This window comes from Blastococcus sp. SYSU DS0533 (assembly GCF_054050775.1).
This window is the reverse complement of sequence record NZ_JBJGZZ010000011.1, coordinates 41,968-62,909: the sequence shown is the minus strand read 5'-3', so window position 1 is coordinate 62,909 and position 20,942 is coordinate 41,968. Positions and strand designations below refer to the sequence as shown.

The window sequence follows — 20,942 nt, the reverse complement described above, 5'->3', positions numbered from 1 at the left end:
ACGCGGCGAAAGGCGACGCCGCGGCGACCCGCCGGGCGCGTCCGTCGATCACTCCTCCGGGTGCACCCCCTGGCGCATCCGCCCTGGTCAGCGACCCGGCCGTCCGGACGTGCCCGAGGAGCCCAGCAGCGTGGCCGGACGTACCGCGCCGGCACCGAAACGCCGGGCGGCCCGGTCGGCGGCCAGCTCGGCCTCCCGACGGCCGTGCTCGCGGGCACCGAGCTCCAGCTGCCGGGGGGCCGACCCCGCCTCCACGAGCCGCTCGGCCCGGACGCCGACCAGCCGGATGCGGGTCCGGTCCAGCCCCAGGGCGTCGTAGAGGGCGCGGGCCGTGTCGTAGAGCTCCTGCCCCACGTCGGTGGGCGCGCCCAGGGTGCGGCTGCGGGTGATCGTGGTGAAGTCGGCGAAGCGGACCTTGATGCTGACCGTGCGGGCCAGCCAGCCGGTCGAGCGCAGCCGTCCCGCCGTCCGCTCCGCCAGGCGCAGCAGCTCCCGGTGGATGACGCGGGGGTCGTCGACGTCGGTGCCGAAGGTCTCCTCCGCGCCGGTCGAGCGCTCGGGCTCGTCGGGGACCACCCGCCGCGGGTCGCGCCCCCACGCGAGCTCGTGCAGGTGGGCGCCGGCCGCGGCGCCGAGCGCCCGCTGGAGCGTCTTCGCCGGCACGTGGGCGAGGTCGCCGACGGTGCGCATCCCCAGCCGCAGGAGCGTCTCCTCCGTCTTCGGGCCCACCCCCCACAGCGCCCCCACCGGCAGCGGGTGGAGGAAGCCCATGACCTCCGCAGGGCGGACGACGAGCAGCCCGTCGGGCTTGGCGCGCGTGGAGGCCAGCTTCGCCACGAACTTGGTGCCGGCCACGCCGACCGAGCAGGTGATGCCCTGCTCGTCGAAGACCCGGGCGCGGAGGTACTCGCCGATCTCCGCGGCGTCGCCCAGCCGACGGCCGGCACCGGCGACGTCCAGGAATGCCTCGTCCGTGCTCAGCGGCTCGACCAACGGGGTGATCGACCGGAACAGCGCCATGACCGCCCGGGACACCTCGGCGTAGAGCGCCATGTCCCCCGGCAGGACCGTCGCCGTCGGGCACAGCCGCAGCGCCCGCGCGGTGGGCATGGCCGCGTGGACCCCGTAGCGGCGGGCCTCGTAGGTGGCCGAGGTGACCACGCCGCGGTTGCCCGCCCCGCCGACGATCACCGGGGTGCCGGCCAGCTCGGGCCGCCGGCGCACCTCGACGCTGGCGAAGAACGCGTCCATGTCGACGTGCAGCACGGTGCAGCCCTCCGCACGACCGCCGTCCCGCCCCACGCCACCCCTCCTGCACGTCGACCCCGGATCGAACAAGCGTTCGATCCGGGGTCGACGATAGCGGTGCGGGCGGCTGTCAGCCGACCGCGACCCGCTGCCGCTCGGCGTCCTCGCGGCTGGGCCACATCTTGGCGCCCAGCACGCCGCCCAGCGCGGCGGCGGTGATCCCGAGACCCAGGCCCAGGACGGCCCAGCTCGCGCTCGCGGTCGCCACGTCGGCCACCTGGCCCGCGGCGACGTCGGGCAGGTCGGCCTGCTCGATGCCGGTCACGTCGGTGACGACGCCGGCGAGCGAGCCCAGCAGAGCGCCACCGCCGAACAGGGTGAGGAACACGATGGATACCACCGTCAGCGCCCAGACCAGGATCCCGTGCAGCAGCCCGTCGCTGAACCCGCGCCAGATCGCGCTGGCGCCGGCGGTCAGCCCGCCCAGGAACAGTGCGATCAGCCCGTTGACCCCGCTGATCCAGTCGGCGTTGTTCCCGGTGGCCCCCGGGCCGACGTCCCACCAGCCCAGGGCCAGCGTGGCCAGCTGCAGCAGCAGGAACGTCGGGACGGCGACGATCAGACCGGCCCACACCGGACCCCAGCGGACCCGGTCGCGCCGGGGCGGGGCGGCGACGGCGGGACCAGCCACCGGCCCCGTCGCGGTCGCCCCCCCGGCCGGCCGGTCGACCGTCCCCTCGCGGACGACGTTGTCCTCGAACGTGGTGTCCGTACGCGTACGACTCTCGGTCACGAGTGGTCTCCTCCGGTCGTCGTGCAGTTGCCCCGCACGGGACGCAGGGTCGCGCCCCACGCCCTCGTGGGTGCCCGTTCCGGGCCACGCCGCCCACCCCGTCCGGCCAGCCGTGACCTGATCGTCACATTGCGGCCGGGGTCCACCCGGGGAGGCGGGAACCGCTGGCGGGCGCAGGTGTCAACGCGGCGCACGGGAGGTACTGCACCCGCCGGGGCCGCCGCACGGCGGCCCGGATCGACAGGAGCGGAGGAGCCCATGGCGCTCGACGACGAGATGACCAGCACGGACGGCGGGGCCGACGGCGGCGCCGACGGCGGCGCGCACGGCCCGGCCGACAGCAGCGCGGGCCCGGCCGACCACGGCGCGGCCGGCACGTCCGGCGGTCACGACGGCGGCGCGGACGGTGGCGCCGACAGCGGTGCGGACGGCGGTGCGGACGGTGGCGCCGACGGTGGCGCCGACGGCGGCGCCGACGGCGGCGCGGACGGTTCGGCCTGACCGAGGACCCGACCGCGCAGGGCCGGGCGGAGCTGCAGCCCCGCCCGGCCCTGCGGCGGTGCACGGACATGGCTCCCGAGCGGTTCGCCCAGGAGCACTGGGCGCGGCGCCCGCTCCTGACGCGCGCCGAGGACACCGGCAACTCCTTCACCGACCTGCTGGACCTGCCGGCCGTCGACGAGCTGCTCTCCCGACGTGGTCTGCGCACACCGTTCCTGCGCATCGCCAAGGACGGCGCGGTCGTCGACGCGAAGCGGTTCACGACCTCGGGCGGGGCCGGCGCCGAGATCGCCGACCAGGTCTCCTCCGACGCGGTGCTGCGCCTCTTCGCCGACGGGAGCACCGTCGTCCTCCAGGGCCTGCACCGGCTCTGGCCGCCGCTGATCGAGTTCGCCGACCAGCTGGCCGCCGACCTGGGCCACCCGACGCAGGTGAACGCGTACATCACGCCGCCGTCCTCGCAGGGGTTCAGCCCGCACTACGACGTCCACGACGTGTTCGTGCTGCAGGTGGCCGGTGAGAAGCACTGGACCATCCACGAGCCGGTGCTTCCCGACCCCCTGCGCACCCAGCCCTGGAGCGATCGCTCGGCCGAGGTCGCCGCGGCCGCCGAACGCGCGCCCGTGATCGACGCGGTGCTGCGCCCGGGCGACGCCCTCTACCTGCCGCGGGGGTTCCTGCACTCGGCCAAGGCGCTGGGCGAGATCAGCGCGCACCTGACCGTCGGCATCCACTCCGTGACCCGCTGGGCGGCCGCCGAGTCCGCGCTCGACCTGGTGCGGACGCTGGCGGCCGAGGACCGCGCGCTGCGCACCTCCCTCCCCCTGGGCCTCGACCTGAGCCGCCCCGACTCCCTGCGCGACGACGTCGCGGCGGTGATCGCCGGCCTGCAGGAGTGGCTGGGCCGCGTCGACCCGACCGAGGTCGCCGACCGGCTGCGCGAGCGCACCTGGGCGCAGGTGCGTCCCGAACCGGTCGCACCGCTGGCCCAGTCGACCGCGGCCGCGACCCTCGGACCGGACTCCGTGCTGCGCCTGCGCCGGCGGTTGCGGTGCTCGCTGAGGGACGGCGCCGACGGCCGGGTGACCCTCCTCGCCGGACGGCGCACCCACACCTTCCCGGGCGAGGTGCGCGCGGCGCTGACCGAGCTGCTCGGCGCGGGTGAGCTCAAGGTGGGCGACCTGCCCGGCCTCGACCCGGAGGACCGGCTGACGCTGGCCCGGCGGCTGGTCACCGAGTCGATCGCCACCGTGCCCGACGCGGAGCTGCCGGCCACCGGGGTGCCCCGGTGACCCGGTGGGGGGCGTGACCCCGGCCGGCCCGGCGGGTGAGGACGACTTCTGCCGCACCGACGTCCCCGCCCGCCCGCTGGGCCGGTTGGACGGGAACCGCTGCTCGGTGCAGGCCCTCGAGCGGGGCGACTCCGGGGTGGCGACGGCGGCCCCGGTGTCGCGGTGGCTGCTGATCGAGCAGCCGGGGCCGTGGGGGCGGCAGGCGCTGCTGCAGTCGCGGTTCGACGCGCGGGTGGCGCGGCTGCTCAGCGAGCGCGCGCAGCAGGAGGGCGTGCGCGTGCTCCTGGTCCGCCGACCGGGTGACCGGCTGGCCGACTCCGGCCGGCGCTGGGCCTACGCCGACGGCCGGCTCGGTCGGGAAGGCCTCTGGTGGTCCGTGCGGTCGGCCGACTCCGACCTGCTCTCCGCCCCGTGGGACGGGTCGGTGGGCGAGCCGGCACGCGGGCCGACCTACCTGGTCTGCACGCACGGCGGCCACGACGCCTGCTGCGCGTTGCGCGGTCGGCCGCTGGCCCGGGCCCTGCCCGCTCCCGGACCGATCGACGTGTGGGAGTGCAGCCACCTGGGCGGCGACCGCTTCGCGGCGAACATGCTGGTGCTCCCCCACGGCTTCTACTACGGGCAGGTTCCGGGGGACGGCGGACTGGTCGTCGCCGCGCACGACCGGGGCGAGGTGGCCCTGCCGTGGTTGCGCGGGCGGGCGGGGCTGGCCGCGCCGGTGCAGGCGGCCCAGCACTTCGCGCGGGAGGAGCTCGGCGTCCTCGGGGTCGACGACCTGTCCCCGGTCCGCGTCGTCCCGCAGGACGCGGCCGAGCCGGCCGCGGAGCAGTGGGCGGTCACGCTGGCCCACGCGGGGAGCACCGTCGTCGTCACCGTGGTGAGCCGACCCTCCCCCGAGGCGGTGCGGCTCACCTGCCAGGCCACCACCGCCGGCCGGGCGCGCACCTGGCACCACCGCTCGCTCTCGAGAAGCTGAGCGGTCAGGGGAGGGCGCGCCCCCGGGCAACGAGCAGCGGGATCGCCAGCTCCGTCGCGGTGAGCGACCCGTGGTAGGCGGCCAGCCGGCTGGGCCCGGGTTCGAGGCGGGGGCTGACCAGGGCCCAGCTTCCGCGGGCGAGCGCCACGACGTCGCCGATGCGGGCTGCCAGCGACTCCTCCACCGGCCCGAAGATTCCGCTGGCGACGGCTTCCTCGCGCCCCACCACCCACGCCCGGTCGCCCAGCACCCCGCGCCAGCGCGCGAGCACGTCGGCCTCCGCGCCGGGTTCGGTGTGCACGTAGCGGGCGCGCGGTTCGCCGGCGAGCAGCCGCACCCCGTCGGCGAGGTCGGGCTCGTCGTCCAGGTCCAGCCGGGTGGCGGCGGGCACGTCGAGCATCCCGTGGTCGGCTGTGACCAGCAGCGCGGCGTCGTCGGGCAGCCCCTCGACCAGCTGCTCGACGACCCGGTCGACCAGGGCGAGCTGCGCCCGCCAGCTCGGCGAGTCCACGCCCCGGACGTGCCCGGTCAGGTCGAGCTCGGCCATGTACCCGTACACCAGCGCCCGGGGGCCGGCGTCCAGCGCCGAGCGCATCAGCGCGACGAGGTCACCCGGGCCGACCGCCCCGGTGTAGCCGGCGCCGCGGTAGGCGGCCACGGTGAGGCCCGAACCCGCGTAGGCCCACGGGCCGACAGCGGTGACCGCGGCCCCGCCGGCGGCGACCCGCTCGAACACCGTGGGCTGCGCCTGCCAGTCGGCCGGGTCGGGGTCGTCGGCCCACTGGGTGTGGTTGAGGGTGCGCCCCTCCCCCGGTACGTCGGTGACGAAACCCAGGATGCCGTGGCTACCCGGGGGCAGGCCGGTGCCGATGGTGGTCAGGCTGACCGGGGTGGTGCTGGGGCAGGGGGCCTGGAGGACGCCGGCCGGGCTGGCGAGGGCGGCCAGCGTGGGGGCGGTACCGGCGTGCGCCCGGAGCAGGTCGGCGCCGAGGCCGTCCACGAGCAGGACCGCGACGCGGCGGGCGCCCTGCAGCGCGTCGGCCAGGCCCAGCGGGTCACCGGGCAGGTCACCCCGCGGGACGGGGGTGCCCAGGGCCGCCGCCACGCCGGGCAGCACGTCGGCGAGGGTCGCGACGCCGTAGGCCGGCCGGTGCAGGTCGGGCGGCAGCGCGCCGTCGCCCACCGCGGTCACGCGCGGGTCGCCAGCAGGTGGAGGCCCGCGGCCACCTCGCGGTACGGCGAGGTCTCGGCCAGCGCGAGCTCCAGGTCCCGAACGGCGGTCGGGTCGGCACCCGAGGCCGTGTCCAGCAGGTCGGCCACGACGGAGACCCCGCGCCAGGCGCCCGGGGCCAGGCCGGCGCCGGTGACGAGCGCCAGGAGGTCGTCGGGGGCGAACCGGCGGCGGGCCGGACGGCCGGCGGCGCCCTGGTCGCGCAGGTGCGCGAGGGCCTCGGTGGGGTGGCCAGCGATCGCGCGGGCGAGCACAGCGCCCGCCCGGTTGGCGACGGCGAGGCTCACCCGGCCGCCGGGGCAGAGCGCGCCGGCGATCTCGGCCAGGGTGACCGCGGGGTCGTCCACGACCTCGAGCACCGAGTGGCAGAGGGCCAGGTCGTAGCCGCCGTCGTCGGCGAGCACCTCGTGCAGCAGGTCGCCGTCGCCCTGGACGCCGCGCACCCGCCCGCCCACCCCGGCGGTCTCGGCGCGCCGGCGCAGGGTCGCGAGGGCGTCGGCGCTGGGGTCGACGACGGTGAGGCTGTGGCCGAGGCGGGCCAGGGGCACGGCGAACATGCCGCTGCCGCCGCCGACGTCGAGCACGCGGAGGGCGCTTCCCGCGCTGACCAGCGGGTCGAGCGCGGCCCACACCGCAGCGGTCCGGACGGGCAACTGCTCCGCGGTGGGCGAGGCGGGAACGGTCGGCACCCACGGGAGCCTAGCGGCGGACCGCGGTGCCCACCGCTTCCCCGCCGGTGGGCGCCGCGGGCTGCTGCACCTAGGCGTCGACCCTGTCGGCGGCCCGGCGGATCTCGGCCACGTCGATGCGGCGCATCTGCAGCATCGCCTGGGTCGCCCGCTGCGCGCGGTCCGGATCGGGGTCGTGGAGCAGGGTCATCAGCTCGATCGGGATCACCTGCCAGGAGACGCCGAACCGGTCCTTGAGCCAGCCGCACATGCTTTCCTCCCCGCCGTCGGTCAGCCGGTCCCAGTAGTGGTCGGCCTCCTCCTGGTCGGCGCACATGATCTGGAAGGAAACCGCCTCGTTGAACGGGAACTGCGGGCCGCCGTTGAGGGCGGTGTACTCCTGGCCGTCGAGGGTGAAGTCGACGGTCAGGACGTCGCCCTCCTGCATCGGCGGGGGCATGCCGGGGCCGTAGCGGGTGACCTCGCCGATGCGGGAGTTCGGGAAGACCGAGGTGTACAGCGTCGCCGCCTCCTCGGCCTGGCCGTCGAACCACAGGCACGGGATCTGCTTGGGCATGGGGGGCGTTCCTCCTCCTTCTCCGAGCGCCGGCCGGGCGCCGGTGTCGCAACGTTGGACGCCTGCCGCGGGCCGGACTCATCGGTGGGCGGGCGGGTCGGTCGGCGCCGCCCACGCAGGCCGCACGAGATCGGCGTAGCGCTGGTGAGCGGCCGCGCCGGGGTGCACCCCGGCACCGGCGACCAGGACGGGCGAGGGAACAGACGCGCAGGTCGGAGGTCACCAGGGCCGTCCTGTCGGCCCGGCCCGGCCGGGTCGGGCGACCGCGCCGATCGTTTACCGTCCGGCGCCCCGAGGGCACTGGTGGCAGGTCGACGTCGCCTACCACGAGGAGATCCCATGGCCCGCTCCACCCGCCCTCGTACGCTCCGCCGGACCGCAGCCGCGTTCGCCCTCGCCGCGGCCGCCCTCACGACGGCCGCCTGCGGTGACGACGTCGTCGACGACGGCGTGGAGCAGAACATCCAGGAGGGCGTGGACGAGGTCGAGCAGGAGGTGGACGAGGCCACCGAGCCCGAGGGCGGCAACGGCTGAGCCGGGACGCCGGCGGAGCCCCGGGTGGTCCGGTCCCCGGTGGGGTGGGGGCCGCCGGCCTCCTGGCCGTGACGACCGTCCTCGGTGCGGGTCTGGTGCTCCTCGGTGCGGCGGTGGCCGTGCTGCCGGTGCAGGTCGCCGTGGCGCGGACCGAGCGACCGATCCGGATGTGGCACGTGTCGGAGGCGCTGCCGCGCGGGCAGCGGTACCCCTCCGACATCGGCATCGCGGTCCTCCCGCTCGCCGGGCCCTTCGGGCCCACCGCGGACCTGCGAGCGGTGGGGCAAGAGGGCCCTGCCTCAGTGGCCGGAACTGCCGGGGCTGGAGTGCCAGAGCTTCCGCGGCGGCCCGGCGGCGGCGCGGCGGGCCGCGACCTTGGTCTCGTCGCCGGCGGGCTTGATGTCGGCGTAGGGCGACATCCGGAAGCCGGTCGGGTGGACGAGGACCGGCCGCACGACCACCGGCCGGGAACCGTGCGAGGCGGCGGCCCCGGCGATCGCCTGCTCGGTGTACTCCCCCGGCGCAGCCATCAGCTCCCGGACGCCGTCCAGCCCGTCGGCCTCCCACGCCTCGTGCAGCGCCGGGAGCTCCCACGCCCCGGTGGCCCGCAGCGACACACCGCGCGGTCCGGTCCGGCGCAGCACCCCGCGGATGACCAGCAGCCACGAGTGGAAGACCGTCGCCGCGTAGGGGCCCTGCGCGTCCTCGAAGAAGGTCGAGTCGGTGCAGCCGGTGCCGTCGTCGAGGGTCACGAACACCACCCGGCGCCCGGACCGGATCGGCGGGGTCTGGGTGGCCACCTTGACCCCGGCGACCAGCACCTCGCTGCCGCTGCGGCAGCCGAGGAGCTCCCCGGCCGGCACCGCGCCGAGCGCGGACAGGAACGGCCGGTAGAAGTCGACGACGTGCCGGCTGGCGTCCAGCCCGAGCACCTCCAGCTCCGCCCGCACCAGTTCCGCGTCGGTGAACTCGGGCAGCCCGCTGCCCTCGGCCCACTCCGGGCCGGCCGGCTCCCCGGCTGACTCGCCGGTGAGCTCCTCGGGCAGCTCCAGCCCCATGAGGTCCAGGCTGAGCTGCCCGTCGGAGGTCGCCCGGGCGCCGCTGCGGCTCCACCGGTCGAGCTCGCTGATCTGCAGCAGCAGGTCGCGCCGGGTCACCTGGTGGCGCCGGCGGGTGGGCCGGCCGGCCTCCCGGTCGCGCATCCCGAACCCGTAGAGCGAGTCGAACCCGCCGGCCAGCACCAGCCGCTCGACCACCGGGCGGGACACCGACGCGCGCGCCCAGAAATCGCTCAGCGACCGGTAGGGCTGCCCGGCGACCACCCGCGCCACCTCGTCATCGGAGATGCCCTTCACGTCGGCCAGCGACAGCCGGATGCCGTACCGCGCGGGATCGGGCATCGCCGCGGGCATCCACTCCGGGCGCCGCCAGCCGGAACCCTCGACCTCCACCTCAACTACAGAGTCCTCGCCGGCGACGTCGTCCACCTCGCCGTCGAGCCGTTCGACCCGGTAGCTGCCGGTCGAGGCGTTGACGTCGAGCCCGAGCACCCGGATGCCGAAGTTGCGCGCGTCGTCGAGGATCAGCCGCTTCGGGTACATGCCGGGGTCGTGGGTGAGCACCCCGGCCAGGAACGCCGCCGGGTGGTGGGTCTTCAGCCACGCCGACTGGTAGGTGGGCAGCGCGAACGCCGCCGCGTGCGCCTTGCAGAAGCCGAACGAGCCGAAGGCCGCCAGCACCTCCCACACCCGCTCGGCGACCTCCACCGGGTAGCCGGCGTCCAGCGCCCGCGGCACGAACCACGCCCGCACCTCGGGATGGGCGTCCTTCTCTCCCAGCGCCCGGCGCACCTCATCGGCCTCGGCCAGCGTGCAGCCGGCCATCCGGGACACCACCTGCAGCACCTGCTCGTGGAAGACCACCACCCCGGCGGTCTCGGCGAGGGCGAACTCCAGGTCGGGATGGGGGTACTCGGCGTCGCGCCAGCCGTTCCGGGCCATGAGGAACGGGGTGACCATGTCGCTCTTCACCGGCCCGGGCCGGAACAGCGAGATGTCGATGATGATGTCCTCGAACGTCCGCGGCCCGAACTTTCCGACCAGCTCGCGCTGCCCCGGTGACTCGATCTGGAACATGCCGAGGGTGCGGGTGCTCCGGATCAGCTCGAACGTCGTCGGGTCGTCCCGCGGGATCGCGTCGATGTCCACCGCCTCGTCGTCGACCCGTTCGATCTCGTCGAGGGCGTGCGCGATCGCCGACTGCATCCGGATGCCGAGCAGGTCCAGCTTGAGCAGCCCCAGCTCCTCGACGTCGTCCTTGTCGAACTGGCTCATCGGGTAGCCGAGGTAGCTGCTCTCCACCGGCGTGCGGTCCAGCAGGGTGGCATCGGAGAGCAGCACCCCGCACGGGTGCAGCGCGATGTGCCGGGGCAGCCCGTCGAGCCGGGACACGAGGTCGAACAGCAGGTCGAGGTCGCCGGTGCCGCCGGCCCGCCGCGAGCCGTACCGGCTGGCCCGCAGCTCGGGCAGGTCGCGCAGCGCCGCGTGCACCTGGTTGGCCCGGATGTGCGGGAACGCCTTGGCGACGGCGTCGATCTCCGCCGGCGGCAGGCCCAGCGCGGCCCCGACGTCGCGGATCGCGTGGCGCACCCGGTAGGTGTCCATCATCGAGATGCAGCTGACCCGGTCGGCGCCGAAGCGGTCGATGACCGCGTCGTAGACCTCCATCCGGCGTGCGGACTCCACGTCGATGTCGATGTCGGGCAGCTGGTGGCGCAACGGCGAGAGGAACCGCTCCATCAGCAACCCGTAGCGCAGCGGGTCGACGTCGGAGATGCCCAGCAGGTAGGTGACCAGGCTGCCGGCGCCCGATCCGCGCGCCGCCGCCCGGACCCTCAAGCTCTTGATGAGGTCGACCACGTCCGCGACGGTGAGGAAGTAGGACGGGTAGCCGAGGGAGTCGATGACCGCCAGCTCTTCCTCCAGCCGCTGGCGCACCCGTGCCGTGGGCGCCATGCCCCGCCGCCCCAGCCCGGCCTCGCACCGGGCGCGCAGCACCTGCGCCGGGCCCATGCCCCGCTCGGCCGGGGTGGTGACCACGTCGAGCTCGGGGTACCGGACGCTGCCGATGCCCAGGTCGCCGGCCGGGTCGACGGCGCACTGCTCGGCCAGCCGGGCGGTGCGCTCGAGCAGCCGCAGGGCGGCGTCCCGGTCGGGGCCGGTGAGGTCCTCGGCGACCTCGGCCATCTCCTTGCCCGATTTCAGGTAGCCCTCGGCCGTGGTTCGGTCGACGTGCCGGGCGCCCAGCGGGACCAGCCGCCGGGCGGCGTCCAGCACGTCGGCGGTCGGGGCGTCGAGGGCGTCGACGTAGCGGACCGCGTTGCTCAGGACCACCGGCACCTGCTGCTCGGCGGCGAACCGGAGCAGGGCCTGCGCGCGCTGCCGGTCACCCCGGCCGCGGTGGTGCACCACCTCCAGCGCCAGCCCCGGGCCGAAGACCGCGCGCCAGGCGTCCAGCTGCTGGACGGCCAGGTCGGCCCGGCCGGCGAGGAGGGCCCGGCCCACCGGGGAGCCGGGACCGAGCAGGGGGACCAGCCCGGTGGCGTGCTCGGCGGCGATCGCCAGCGAGCTCACCGGCTCCCCGCGGGTGCCGCGCAGGTGGGTGGCGCTGGTGAGCCGGCACAGCGAGCGCCAGCCGGCACCGTCGCGCGCGAGGAAGGTGACCCGGGGCAGCCGCGGGTCGACGCTCACCCCACCGCGGGCCGGCGACCGGCGTGGAGGCGTCGCGGCCCGCGCCCGCGGGGGCCGGGCCGTGGCCGGGTCCTCCCCCAGCACGTGCGCGAGCGCCGGTGGCACGCTCGTGCCCAGCGCCGGCGCCACCGCCAGGTCGACCCCGAAGATCGGCCGCACCCCGGCCGACCGGCAGGCCAACGCGAACTTGACCGCGCCGTAGAGCCCGTCCCGATCGGTCAGGGCCAGGGCCGGCATGCCGTGCTCGGCCGCCCGCGCCACCAGGTCGGCCGGGTGGTTGGCCCCGTACCGCATGGAGTAACCGGACGCGACGTGCAGGTGGACGAAGGGGTCGCTCACCGCCGGGAGGACCGGGACGAGGACCCGCCGACCACGTGCGGCCGCGGGTAGCGGGGCGGCTCGGGCAGCGCGTCGACGCCCAGCCCGGCCTCGACCACGGCGAGGAAGCCCCGCACGTCGCGGACCAGGTCGTCGGCCTCCCGCTCGGTGACCGCCCGGGACAGCCCCGCCTCCGCCGCGGCGCGCTTGGCCGCACCGGCGGCGAAGAAGGTGGCCCACTCCCCCAGCTCGGGCGCGACGTCCCCGAGCAGGACCCAGGCGCTGCGCGGCCGCCGGCGGCCGCCCTCGGGGCGGGTGCGCGCGGCGAGCACCGCGGCGGCGGCGCGGAGGGCAGCCAGGTGGGCGGTGGCGTACCGCTCCCGCGGATCGGTGGCCGCGATCGCCTCCGCCAGGCCGCGGTGGGCCTGGCGGAGCAGCCCGGCCGCCGCGGCGGGCAGCGCGGGGGGCAGCGGCAGCTGGCCGGCCGGCACGGCGCGTGCGGCGCCCATCAGTCGTGCACCCGGACGAGCCACCAGCGGTTGCCGGAGGCGTCCCACGTCAGGTCGTAGACGCCGGCGAAGCTCATGCGCGACCGCCCGGCCCGCACCGCCTCCACACGCCAGACCTGGCGGGGCGCGACCAGGTCGTCCGACGCGCCGCCCGCCTCGGCGTCCCGGAGCCACCACGGCGCCGTCTCCACCCACGAGTCGAGCAGCTCGCCCACGACGTACCGGGACTGCCCACGCCAGAACTGCACCGGGCCCAGCGGGCCGCGCTCGACCTGCACCTCCTCGCCGGCCCGACCGACGACCTCACCGAGCACCCGACCCATGACAGCCTCCCCACGCCTCGCCCCGCGCACGCCCGCCACCCCACCGGCGGGGAAGAGAGCCGGGAAGGACGGGCCGAACATCGTTCGAACATTCGTTCGAACGGATCCCAGTAGACCGGAGCTCACCCCCCTCGTCAAGCCGGAGCGCGGCGTGTCCGGCCACCCGGCGCACCGCCCGGGAGCCGTGTGCCGCACGGGACCGGGGCAGCCGGACGCACGCCCCGCCCAGGCCTCTCGCCTCGCAGTTCCGCCACGCCCGGGAGGAGGTACCGCCTCGCCCGGGACAGGAGGTACTGCCTCGACCGGGACGCGAGCGCCCTCCCGGACAGCCCCCGGTGGGCGGCGGCGACGGCGTCGGAGGCGTCGCCCAGCAGGTCGAGCAGGATCCGCACCTTGCGGATGCTCAGCCGTCCGGCGGACATCTCCGCCCACGTGGCGGCGAGCGTCGTGGTGAGCAGGATCAACTCGGCGGCCAGGCGGCCGACCTCGGCCTCCGAGCAGTTGCGGATCGTCGCCAGCTCGGACACGAAGTCGTCGGAGACGTCGGCGAGCGCAGCCGGCCGCGCCGCTCGGTACCGGCCCCGGCCTGCCGCGGGGGCCGTGGCGGCATCCCGCTCCACCGACCGACGGCGTGCCAGCTCGGCGATCGCGGCCGCCTGCCGGGCGTGCTCCCGGGCCATGTGCGCGGCGGCCGACCAGGTGTCGCACACCAGCTCGAACTCGTCCGACGCCGGCGGCACCACCTCACCGGGGCGCAGCGGCATCGGCACGCCGTCGCCGGGCGGGCACGAGCCGTCGCCCTCCATGGCTGCACGCCAGGCCGGGGGTACGACAGCTGTCGCTGGTCAGACCTCCCGAGGGCTGCGCGGACCGGCCGGTCCGGCGGACGCACCCGGCTGACGTGCACCGCCGGGCGCGCGCACCCCCGGGCGGTGGCAGGATCGACGCATGAGCCCACCCCAGCACCCCCGGGTGGCCGCCGTCGCCCGGGCCCTCGCCGCGGCCGGCGCGGAGGGTGAGGTGCGCACCCTCCCCGCGGAGGTCCGCACCGCGGCCGCTGCCGCCGAGGCGCTGGGCGTCCCGGTCGGCGCGATCGTCAACAGCCTGGTCTTCCTCGCCGACGGCGCGCCCCTGCTCGTCCTCACCAGCGGCGCGCACCGCGTCGACGTCCTCCAGGTCGCCGCGCTGCTCGGCGTCGGCTCCCTGGTCCCCGCGCCGCCGGAGGTCGTCCGCGAGCACACCGGCCAGCCCATCGGCGGCGTCGCCCCGGTCGGGCACCCCGCTCCCCTGGGCACCCTGGTGGACGTGGAGCTCGCCCGCTACGACCGGCTGTGGGCCGCAGCGGGGCACCCCGCCGCCGTGTTCCCCACCAGCTACGACGAGCTGCTCCGCATCACCGCCGGCACCGCGGCCGAGGTCGGCGGGGGCCTGGTCGACGGCACCGGCACCACGGTCGGCGGGGACCCGCTGCCCGACGCGCCCCCGCCGGACACCGCCGGGGCGGTCGCCCCGTGACGGGCACCCGCCCCGCCACCCGGATCCTCGAGCTGCCCGCCCCCTGGATGCGCGAGCACATGCACGAGGTGCTGGCCATCTACGGGCTGGCCATGGGCTACGACTCGGGCATCGTCGCCGGCCGGTACGGCTACGCCGTCCAGCACACCGAGCGCCCCGGGTTCCGCGCGGTGGGCGCCTTCGCCCGCACCCCCGAGGGCGAACGGCTGGTCGGTTTCGGCTACGGCTACCTGATCGCCCCGGGGCAGTGGTGGCACGACCAGGTGCGCGCCGCGCTGGATCGCCGCACGGCGAAGAAGTGGCTGCCGGGCGCCTTCGAGGTGTGCGAGCTGCATGTCCACCCCGACGCCCAGAGCCAGGGGCTGGGCCGGCAGCTGCTGCACGCCCTCGTCGAGGGGCTGCCGCACCCGGTCGCGCTGCTCTCCACGCCGGACGCCGACACCAAGGCCTTCCGGCTGTACCGCGCCGACGGCTTCGTCGACCTGGCCCGCGGCTACCACTTCCCGGGCGACTCCCGGCCCTTCGCGATCCTGGGCGCCCGGCTGCCGCTGCATCCGCACGACCCGTCCGCGGCGAACCCCCGGTCGTGACCACCTCCCCCTCCCGCCCCGTTCCCCCCGACCCCGTGGACGTCGTCGTCGTCGGCGCCGGGCACAACGGCCTCGTGGCGGCCTGCTACCTCGCCCGGGAGGGCCTGTCCGTGGTGGTCGTCGAGTCCGACGACGTCCTGGGCGGGGCGGTCTCCACCGTGGAGCGCTGGCCCGGGGTGCGGGTGGACCGCGGCTCCAGCGCCCACGTGATCGTCCGGCACAGCGGCATCGTCGAGGAGCTCGGGCTGGCCGAGCACGGCCTCCGCTACATCGACTGCGACCCCTGGGGTTTCGCGCCCGCCCCCTCCCCCGGCGACCCGGGCCCCGACGGCCGGCCGCTCGTCCTCTCCGTCGACCTCGACGCCACCTGCGCCTCCATCGAGGCCGCCTGCGGGCCGGACGACGCCGCCGCCTACCGCCGGTTCGTCGAGGTGTGGGGGCCGCGCAGCCGCGCCGTCGTCGCGTCGTTCGGCAGGGCGCCGTCGGCCGGCGGGCTGCTCCGCTCGTTCTGGCCGCTGGGCGCGCCCGCCGAGGGGCGGCCGCGCACCCCGGGCGGCGAGCTGGCCGCCGACTTCCTGGGCTCCGGCGATGCGCTGCTGGACAGGTGGTTCACCAGCGAGCGGCTCAAGGCCGCGCTGGCCTGGTTCGGCGCGCAGTCCGGCCCGCCGATGTCCGAGCCCGGCACCGCCGCGATGGTCGGCTGGGTGGCACTGCTGCACGACGTCCCGCCGGGCCACCCGGTCGGCGGCTCCGGCGGCCTGACGCAGGCCCTGCGCCGGCGGCTGGAGCACGACGGCGGCCGGGTGGTGCTCGGCGACGGCGCCGCGCAGCTGCTGGTGGAGGACGGCCGGGTCGCCGGCGTCGAGACCCGGTCCGGCCGGGTCGTGCGGGCGCCCGCGGTGGTGGCCGCCTGCCACATCGGGGTCACCCGGGAGCTGGCCGGGGACGCCGCACCGCCCGTGCTCGCCGACGCCGCGCCGCCCGTGGGCAACGGTTTCGGGCTGGTCGTGCGGGCGCTGACCGACGCTCCGCCGTCCTACCCCGGCGCCGGCCCGGAGGCGCTCCAGGGCCTGCAGCTGCTGTGCACCGACCGCGCCCAGCTCGCCGCCGCGCACGGCGACTGGGGCGCCGGGCGGCTGCCCCGCGAGCCGGTGCCGCTGGCGATGTCGTTCTCCGCCAGCGACGAGACGCTGGCCCCGCCCGGGCGGCACGTGGTCACCGTCTGGGGTCAGTGGTACCCGTACGCGCTGGCCGACGGTGGCGACTGGGACGCGCTGGCCGACGCCGAGGCCCGCCGCCTGGTGGCCGCCGTCGACCGCTACGCCCCCGGCTTCGCGGACTCGGTCCGGGAGACCTACGTGCAGACCCCGCTGGCGCTCGAGCGGGAGCTGTCGCTGCCCCGTGGCAACGTCATGCACGTGGAGATGGGGCTGGCCAGCATGTTCGCCCTCCGCCCCACCCCGGGGCTGTCGGGCTACCGCGTGCCGGGGCTGGGCGGGCTCTACCTGGCCGGCGCCTCCACCCACCCCGGCGGTGGCGTCTCGGGCAACTCCGGGCGGACGGCGGCGCGCACGGTGCTCGCCGACCGCCGCGCGCTCCCCCGCGCCCGGGCGGTCGCCGGCCGGGTGCTGCAGGGCGTGCGTGGCCGGGGACGCCGATGACGACGACCGCGCCGGCGCCCGCACCCGCCGCCGTCCGCGTCGTTCCCTGGGCCCTGGTGGCGGCGCTGGTCGCGACGGCGATCGCCTACCCGCTGGCGTCGGGGTCCTCCCGCGACGCCGTCTCGTGGGCGATCGTGCTGATCGGCTCCGCCCTGTCGGTCGCGCACGCAGGCCTCAGCCGCGGCGCACGGACCGGTGCCGGGGTGCTCGTGCTCGTGGTGCTCACCTCGGTGGTGTTCGAGTCCGTGGGGCTGGCCACCGGCTACCCCTACGGCACGTGGACGTACAGCGACGTCCTCGGCCCCACCCTGCTCGGCGTGCCGTTCCTGGTACCGCTGGCGTGGCTGATGATGGCCTGGCCGAGCTGGCTGCTCGGCGAGGTGCTGGCGCGGCCGGTGCGCGCGTCCCGCCGGCGGCCGGCGCGCATCGCCTGGGCCGCTGCCGTGTTCGCGGCGTGGGACGTCGTCCTCGACCCGCAACTGGTCCAGGCCGGCTACTGGACGTGGGCCGACCCGAGCCCCGGCCTGCCGGGCATCGACACCGTGCCGCTGACCAACCTGGCCGGCTGGCTGCTGGCCGGGCTGGTGCTCATGACGCTGCTGGACCTGCTGGTCGAGCGCACCGCCCGGCCACCGCGCACCGGGCCGGGCGCCCCGCTCCTCGCGCTGGCGTGGATGACCCTCGGCGGCGCGCTGGCCCACGCGGGCTGGCTGGACCTGCCCGGGTCGGCGGCCTGGGGCGCGGGCCTGGGGGCGGCGGTGCTGGCCGTCCTCGCGGTGCAGCACCGGCGCGCGGGACGACGGTGAGCGGGCGCCTGCTGCGCGCGCTGGCGGGCGCCTCGGTCGCCGGCGCCGTGCACGCCGCGGTGAACGCCGCGCTGCTGCGCCGCCCGCCGGCCGACCCGCCCCCGGTGACCCGCCCGGTCACGGTGGTGCTGCCGGTGCGCGACGAGGCCGACCAGGTCGCCGGCTGCCTGGAGGCGCTGCTGGACCAGCGGGGGCTGGCGCGGCTCCGCGTCGTCGTGGTCGACGACGGCTCCACCGACGGCACCGCCGACGCCGTCCGGGCCGTGGCCGACCCGCGGGTGCGGCTGGTCACCGCACCGCCGCTCCCGGCCGGGTGGCTGGGCAAGCCGCACGCCTGCGCCGTGGGGGCCGCCGCGGCCGAAGCCGCGGCCGAGGTGCTGGTGTTCGTCGACGCCGACGTCCGCCTCTTCCCTGACGCGGTCGCGGCCGCCGTCGCGGTGCTCGACGAGCACCGGCTGGACCTCGTCTCCCCGTGGCCGCGGCCGCTCGCGGTGGGCGCCGCCGAGCGCCTCGTGCAGCCGCTGGCCCCGTGGCTGTGGACGACGACGCTGCCGCTCCGGCTGGCCGAGCGTTCGCCCCGCCCCTCGCTGGCCGCCGCGAACGGCCAGTTCCTCGTGGTGCGCCGCGGCGCGTACGCGCGCGCGGGCGGCCACGCGGCGGTACGGGGTGAGGTGCTGGAGGACATCGCCCTGCTCCGGGCGGTCAAGCGCGCCGGCGGCCGGGGCGTGCCGATCGACGGTTCCCGCCTCGCCGCCTGCCGCATGTACGAGGGCTGGGCCGCGGTCCGCGACGGCTACGCGAAGTCGCTGTGGGCCTCGGTGGGCGGGACCCCGGCCGGTGCGCTCGCCGCCGCGGCCGCGCTCACCGCCGTCTACGTCATCCCGCCGCTGGCCGCCGTCCGCGGGTCGCGCGCCGGGCTGGTGGGCTACCTGGCCGGGGTGGCCGGCCGGGTGGCCAGCGCGCGGGTCAGCGGCGGGCGGGCCTGGCCCGACGCGCTGGCCCACCCGGTGTCGGTGCTGGCCCTGGACGCCCTGGTGCTCCGCTCGGTGCGGGAGCGGCGGCGCGGCACGCTGCGGTGGCGCGGCCGACCCGTCGACGCGACCCGGCCGGCGGCGTCGGAGACGATGGGCCGGTGACCTCCGCCGAGCAGCAGCGCCCGCGCACCTCCTTCGACCCGGCCGCGATGGACCCCGGCGCCTTCTACCGGGTGCTCAACAGCGTCGTCGTCCCCCGCCCGATCGCGTGGGTGTGCAGCCGCTCCGCCGACGGGGTGCACAACCTGGCGCCGCACTCCTTCTACACCGTCGCCTGCGTCGACCCGCCGGTCGTGCAGTTCACCTCCGTGGGGCGGAAGGACTCCCTGCGCAACGTGGAGGCCACCGGCGAGTTCACCGTGAACCTCACCCCGGAGCCGCTGTTCGAGCAGGTCAACGCCACCGCGACCGACTTCCCGCCGCACACCAGCGAGGCGGAGCAGGCCGGGGTGCGGCTGGAGCCGGCGGACACGGTGGGGGCGATGCGCGTGGCGGAGTCGCCGGTCTCCATCGAGTGCGTCCTGCACGCCACCCTGCGCCTCGGCGACAGCACCGTCGTCCTCGGCCGGGTGCAGCACATCAGCGTGTGGGCCGACGCCGTGCGGGACGGGCGGCCGCGGATCGAGCACCTCCGGCCGCTGGCGCGGCTCGGCGGCAACGAGTGGTCGACGATCGGCGAGGTGCGCGAGATCGCCCGGATCCCGCACCGCACGTGGGCCGAGGACCCGTCGATCGGGCAGGCGCTGCGCCGCCGCGACGATCAGGGAACCTGATCCCGGCGGCGGTCAGCCCGGCAGGTGGGCGGCGACCTCGTCGGCGGCCTCGGCGCCGAACGCCTCGGCGAACCGCTCCAGGAAGCTCTGCCGCGGGAGGTCGTACTCCTGGGTGCCGATCACCTCGACCGCGGCGGTCGCGACGGCGGAGCCCAGCTGCGTGGCCCGCTCCAGCCCGAGGCCCCAGGTGCGGCCGGCGATGAACCCGGCGCGCAGCGCGTCGCCCCCGCCGGTGGGCTCCACCGGCTTGGTCTCGGGCACCGCGATCACCGACAGCGGCTCCTCGCCCTCCCGCCGCACCAGGACGCCGTCGGCGGCGCGGGTGGTCACCCAGGTGCCGACCCGGGCGAGCACCTCGTCGGCCGTCCACCCGGTCTTCTGCAGCAGCAGCGCCGACTCGTACTCGTTGGTGAACAGCACCTCCGCGCCGTGCACCAGCTCGCGGATCATCTCGCCGTCGGCCCAGGCCAGCTGCTGGCTGGGGTCGGCGGCGAAGGGGTAGCCCCGCTGCCGGCACTCCTGCGTGTGCCGCACCATGGCGGTCGGGTCGTTGGGTCCGATGACGACGAGGTCGGGGCCGCCGACCCGCTCGACGACCGGCGCCAGCTCGATCCGCGCGGCCTCGGCCATCGCGCCCGAGTAGAACGACGCGATCTGGTTGTTGGCCTCGTCGGTGGTGCACACGAAGCGGGCGGTGTGCTTGAGCTCCGACCAGTGCACGCTCGCGGTGTCCACGCCGTGGCGCGACAACCAGGCCTCGTAGTCGGCGAAGTCGCTGCCCACCGCCCCCACGAGCACGGGGGTCAGGCCGAGCAGGCCCAGCCCGTACGCCATGTTCGCCCCCGCGCCCCCGCGGTGCTGGACGAGGTCGTCGACGAGGAAGGAGAGCGAGACGTTCTCCATCTGCCCCTCGACGAACTGCTCGGTGAACCGGCCGGGGAAGGTCATCAGGTGGTCGGTGGCGATGGAACCGGTGACGACGACGGGCACGGGAGGCGCTCCTCCGGGTCGGGCTGCCTCGGGCCGCTGCGCCGCGGGGGGGACCGGGCGGGGAACGGGAGAGGAACGGCGGGGATCGGGCACCGCACACCCTAGGGGCACCGTGCCGGCGCCGCCGTCGGAGCGGCGGGTCAGCCCGACGGCGGGCGGTCGCCCTGGCCGGGCCCGGCCAGCTCGGCCCCGAGCCAGCGACCCAGCTGCGCCGTGCCGACGACGCCGAGCAGGAGCCCGGCGGCGGCACCTGCGGTGACCGCGAGGGTGGCGCCGTCGACCCCCGCGACCTCCAGGCCGCTGACCACGCCCGCCCCGCCGAGGGTCAGCCCGGCCATCGCCACCCGGGTCGGGCGCTCCCACAGCGAGATGGGGCCGGTCCGGTGCACGCCGGCCTGCCCGGCCCGGGCGCGCAGGTAGTCGGGCAGCCAGCAGAACGCGCCGAACGCGACGGCCAGCCAGCCCGGCGCGCCGGCCACCCACAGCGCCGCCGCATAGGCGACCTCGGTGAGCCGGTCCACCACCGAGTCGAGGACGAACCCGCGCTGCGAGGCCCGCCCGGTGCCGATGGCCAGCGCGCCGTCGAGGCTGTCGAGCAGGCCGGAGAGCCCCACCAGCACCCCGGCAAGGACCAGCCAGGCGCCGCCCGCGGCGGCCGGGGGCACGGCCGCGGCCGCGACGACCGCACCGGCGGCGGTGGCGACGACCGGGGGCAGCGCCGCCAGCGGACGGGCGAGCGCGTGGGCGATGGTCAGCCAGGCCCGCACGAGCGGTGCCGACGTGTCGGCGTCGCCGTGCCAGCGCGACCAGGCCTCGAGGTACTCCTCCCGGCTCAGCACGGCGCCCCCTCCCGC

General features: G+C 76.8%; 21 protein-coding genes. 10 read left to right on the top strand and 11 right to left on the bottom strand.

Annotation, left to right across the window (positions count from 1 at the left end; all coding sequences use genetic code 11):
• Nucleotides 1-87: 87 nt before the first annotated feature.
• Both dinB and ACI79W_RS14075 read right to left on the bottom strand, forming a co-directional pair.
• Nucleotides 88-1,302, bottom strand: a complete 1,215-nt coding sequence (gene dinB, locus ACI79W_RS14080; protein ID WP_456562709.1) for a DNA polymerase IV — start codon at nt 1,300-1,302, stop codon at nt 88-90.
• Between the two features lie 76 nt (nt 1,303-1,378).
• A complete protein-coding gene (locus ACI79W_RS14075) occupies nt 1,379-2,041 on the bottom strand; it encodes a permease (protein ID WP_456562708.1) in 663 nt (220 codons plus the stop codon).
• 258 nt (nt 2,042-2,299) lie between these two features.
• On the opposite strand from ACI79W_RS14075, the gene ACI79W_RS14070 reads away from it, so the two are divergent.
• The 3 genes from ACI79W_RS14070 (at nt 2,300) to ACI79W_RS14060 (ending at nt 4,810) form a co-directional block, all read left to right on the top strand.
• Entirely contained in the window at nt 2,300-2,542 is a 243-nt protein-coding gene (locus ACI79W_RS14070) for a BatC protein (RefSeq protein ID WP_456562707.1), read from the top strand.
• Nucleotides 2,543-2,610: 68 nt separating this feature from the next.
• Nucleotides 2,611-3,834, top strand: coding sequence for a cupin domain-containing protein (locus ACI79W_RS14065; RefSeq protein ID WP_456562706.1), 1,224 nt, complete (start codon nt 2,611-2,613; stop codon nt 3,832-3,834).
• 13 nt (nt 3,835-3,847) lie between these two features.
• Nucleotides 3,848-4,810 (top strand): sucrase ferredoxin, encoded by a 963-nt coding sequence (locus ACI79W_RS14060; protein WP_456562705.1) that lies wholly within the window; start codon nt 3,848-3,850, stop codon nt 4,808-4,810.
• Nucleotides 4,811-4,814: 4 nt separating this feature from the next.
• Here ACI79W_RS14060 and ACI79W_RS14055 read toward each other — a convergent pair whose 3' ends face one another.
• The 3 genes from ACI79W_RS14055 to ACI79W_RS14045 all read right to left on the bottom strand — a co-directional run bounded on the left by ACI79W_RS14055 (nt 4,815) and on the right by ACI79W_RS14045 (nt 7,286).
• Nucleotides 4,815-6,002, bottom strand: coding sequence for an alkaline phosphatase family protein (locus ACI79W_RS14055; protein WP_456562704.1), 1,188 nt, complete (start codon nt 6,000-6,002; stop codon nt 4,815-4,817).
• Entirely contained in the window at nt 5,999-6,730 is a 732-nt protein-coding gene (locus tag ACI79W_RS14050; protein ID WP_456562703.1) for a class I SAM-dependent methyltransferase, read from the bottom strand. Before ACI79W_RS14050 ends, ACI79W_RS14055 begins: the two co-directional genes overlap by 4 nt.
• Nucleotides 6,731-6,800: 70 nt before the next feature.
• Nucleotides 6,801-7,286 (bottom strand): VOC family protein, encoded by a 486-nt coding sequence (locus ACI79W_RS14045; protein WP_456562702.1) that lies wholly within the window; start codon nt 7,284-7,286, stop codon nt 6,801-6,803.
• 339 nt (nt 7,287-7,625) lie between these two features.
• Between ACI79W_RS14045 and ACI79W_RS14040 the strand changes: the two genes are divergently transcribed.
• Nucleotides 7,626-7,820 carry a hypothetical protein gene (locus ACI79W_RS14040; protein ID WP_456562701.1) on the top strand — a complete coding sequence of 65 codons (195 nt, stop codon included), beginning with the start codon at nt 7,626-7,628 and terminating at the stop codon, nt 7,818-7,820.
• A 299-nt stretch (nt 7,821-8,119) separates the two neighbouring features.
• On the opposite strand, the gene ACI79W_RS14035 is transcribed toward ACI79W_RS14040, so the two are convergent.
• The 4 genes from ACI79W_RS14035 to ACI79W_RS14020 all read right to left on the bottom strand — a co-directional run bounded on the left by ACI79W_RS14035 (nt 8,120) and on the right by ACI79W_RS14020 (nt 13,525).
• A complete protein-coding gene (locus ACI79W_RS14035) occupies nt 8,120-11,908 on the bottom strand; it encodes a DNA polymerase III subunit alpha (protein WP_456562700.1) in 3,789 nt (1,262 codons plus the stop codon).
• A complete protein-coding gene (locus ACI79W_RS14030) occupies nt 11,905-12,396 on the bottom strand; it encodes an SAV_6107 family HEPN domain-containing protein (RefSeq protein WP_456562699.1) in 492 nt (163 codons plus the stop codon). Before ACI79W_RS14030 ends, ACI79W_RS14035 begins: the two co-directional genes overlap by 4 nt.
• The gene (locus ACI79W_RS14025; RefSeq protein ID WP_456562698.1) at nt 12,396-12,719 is read right to left on the bottom strand and encodes a DUF6504 family protein; all 324 of its coding nucleotides are present in this window, start codon (nt 12,717-12,719) and stop codon (nt 12,396-12,398) included. The genes ACI79W_RS14030 and ACI79W_RS14025 overlap by 1 nt, the downstream gene beginning before the upstream one ends.
• A 134-nt stretch (nt 12,720-12,853) precedes the next feature.
• The gene (locus ACI79W_RS14020; RefSeq protein WP_456562697.1) at nt 12,854-13,525 is read right to left on the bottom strand and encodes a hypothetical protein; all 672 of its coding nucleotides are present in this window, start codon (nt 13,523-13,525) and stop codon (nt 12,854-12,856) included.
• A 142-nt stretch (nt 13,526-13,667) separates the two neighbouring features.
• Here ACI79W_RS14020 and ACI79W_RS14015 point away from each other — a divergent pair, with 142 nt between their 5' ends.
• Genes ACI79W_RS14015 through ACI79W_RS13990 form a run of 6 tightly spaced genes read left to right on the top strand, consistent with a single transcriptional unit; the run spans nt 13,668 to nt 19,098 of the window.
• The gene (locus tag ACI79W_RS14015; protein ID WP_456562696.1) at nt 13,668-14,234 is read left to right on the top strand and encodes a YbaK/EbsC family protein; all 567 of its coding nucleotides are present in this window, start codon (nt 13,668-13,670) and stop codon (nt 14,232-14,234) included.
• Nucleotides 14,231-14,824 carry a GNAT family N-acetyltransferase gene (locus ACI79W_RS14010; RefSeq protein WP_456562695.1) on the top strand — a complete coding sequence of 198 codons (594 nt, stop codon included), beginning with the start codon at nt 14,231-14,233 and terminating at the stop codon, nt 14,822-14,824. Before ACI79W_RS14015 ends, ACI79W_RS14010 begins: the two co-directional genes overlap by 4 nt.
• Complete coding sequence (locus ACI79W_RS14005; RefSeq protein WP_456562694.1) at nt 14,821-16,485, top strand: phytoene desaturase family protein; 1,665 nt, start codon at nt 14,821-14,823, stop codon at nt 16,483-16,485. Before ACI79W_RS14010 ends, ACI79W_RS14005 begins: the two co-directional genes overlap by 4 nt.
• A complete protein-coding gene (locus tag ACI79W_RS14000) occupies nt 16,482-17,291 on the top strand; it encodes a carotenoid biosynthesis protein (RefSeq protein WP_456562693.1) in 810 nt (269 codons plus the stop codon). The genes ACI79W_RS14005 and ACI79W_RS14000 overlap by 4 nt, the downstream gene beginning before the upstream one ends.
• Complete coding sequence (locus ACI79W_RS13995) at nt 17,288-18,427, top strand: glycosyltransferase (RefSeq protein WP_456562692.1); 1,140 nt, start codon at nt 17,288-17,290, stop codon at nt 18,425-18,427. Before ACI79W_RS14000 ends, ACI79W_RS13995 begins: the two co-directional genes overlap by 4 nt.
• Nucleotides 18,424-19,098, top strand: coding sequence for a flavin reductase family protein (locus tag ACI79W_RS13990; protein ID WP_456562691.1), 675 nt, complete (start codon nt 18,424-18,426; stop codon nt 19,096-19,098). Before ACI79W_RS13995 ends, ACI79W_RS13990 begins: the two co-directional genes overlap by 4 nt.
• A 12-nt stretch (nt 19,099-19,110) precedes the next feature.
• On the opposite strand, the gene ACI79W_RS13985 is transcribed toward ACI79W_RS13990, so the two are convergent.
• Both ACI79W_RS13985 and ACI79W_RS13980 read right to left on the bottom strand, forming a co-directional pair.
• Nucleotides 19,111-20,088: a carbohydrate kinase family protein gene (locus tag ACI79W_RS13985; RefSeq protein WP_456562690.1), complete on the bottom strand. Its 978-nt coding sequence runs from the start codon at nt 20,086-20,088 to the stop codon at nt 19,111-19,113.
• A 140-nt stretch (nt 20,089-20,228) separates the two neighbouring features.
• Nucleotides 20,229-20,927 carry a CDP-alcohol phosphatidyltransferase family protein gene (locus ACI79W_RS13980; protein WP_456562689.1) on the bottom strand — a complete coding sequence of 233 codons (699 nt, stop codon included), beginning with the start codon at nt 20,925-20,927 and terminating at the stop codon, nt 20,229-20,231.
• Nucleotides 20,928-20,942 lie beyond the last annotated feature (15 nt).

Bases quoted from the DNA above. Each gene is read 5' to 3' on its own strand.
- ACI79W_RS14070 (WP_456562707.1), top strand. From the start codon at position 2,300: ATGGCGCTCGACGACGAGATGACCAGCACGGACGGCGGGGCCGACGGC.
- ACI79W_RS14065 (WP_456562706.1), top strand. From the start codon at position 2,611: ATGGCTCCCGAGCGGTTCGCCCAGGAGCACTGGGCGCGGCGCCCGCTC.
- ACI79W_RS14045 (WP_456562702.1), bottom strand. From the start codon at position 7,286: ATGCCCAAGCAGATCCCGTGCCTGTGGTTCGACGGCCAGGCCGAGGAG.
- ACI79W_RS14040 (WP_456562701.1), top strand. From the start codon at position 7,626: ATGGCCCGCTCCACCCGCCCTCGTACGCTCCGCCGGACCGCAGCCGCG.
- ACI79W_RS14030 (WP_456562699.1), bottom strand. From the start codon at position 12,396: ATGGGCGCCGCACGCGCCGTGCCGGCCGGCCAGCTGCCGCTGCCCCCC.
- ACI79W_RS14025 (WP_456562698.1), bottom strand. From the start codon at position 12,719: ATGGGTCGGGTGCTCGGTGAGGTCGTCGGTCGGGCCGGCGAGGAGGTG.
- ACI79W_RS14020 (WP_456562697.1), bottom strand. From the start codon at position 13,525: ATGGAGGGCGACGGCTCGTGCCCGCCCGGCGACGGCGTGCCGATGCCG.
- ACI79W_RS14015 (WP_456562696.1), top strand. From the start codon at position 13,668: ATGAGCCCACCCCAGCACCCCCGGGTGGCCGCCGTCGCCCGGGCCCTC.
- ACI79W_RS14000 (WP_456562693.1), top strand. From the start codon at position 16,482: ATGACGACGACCGCGCCGGCGCCCGCACCCGCCGCCGTCCGCGTCGTT.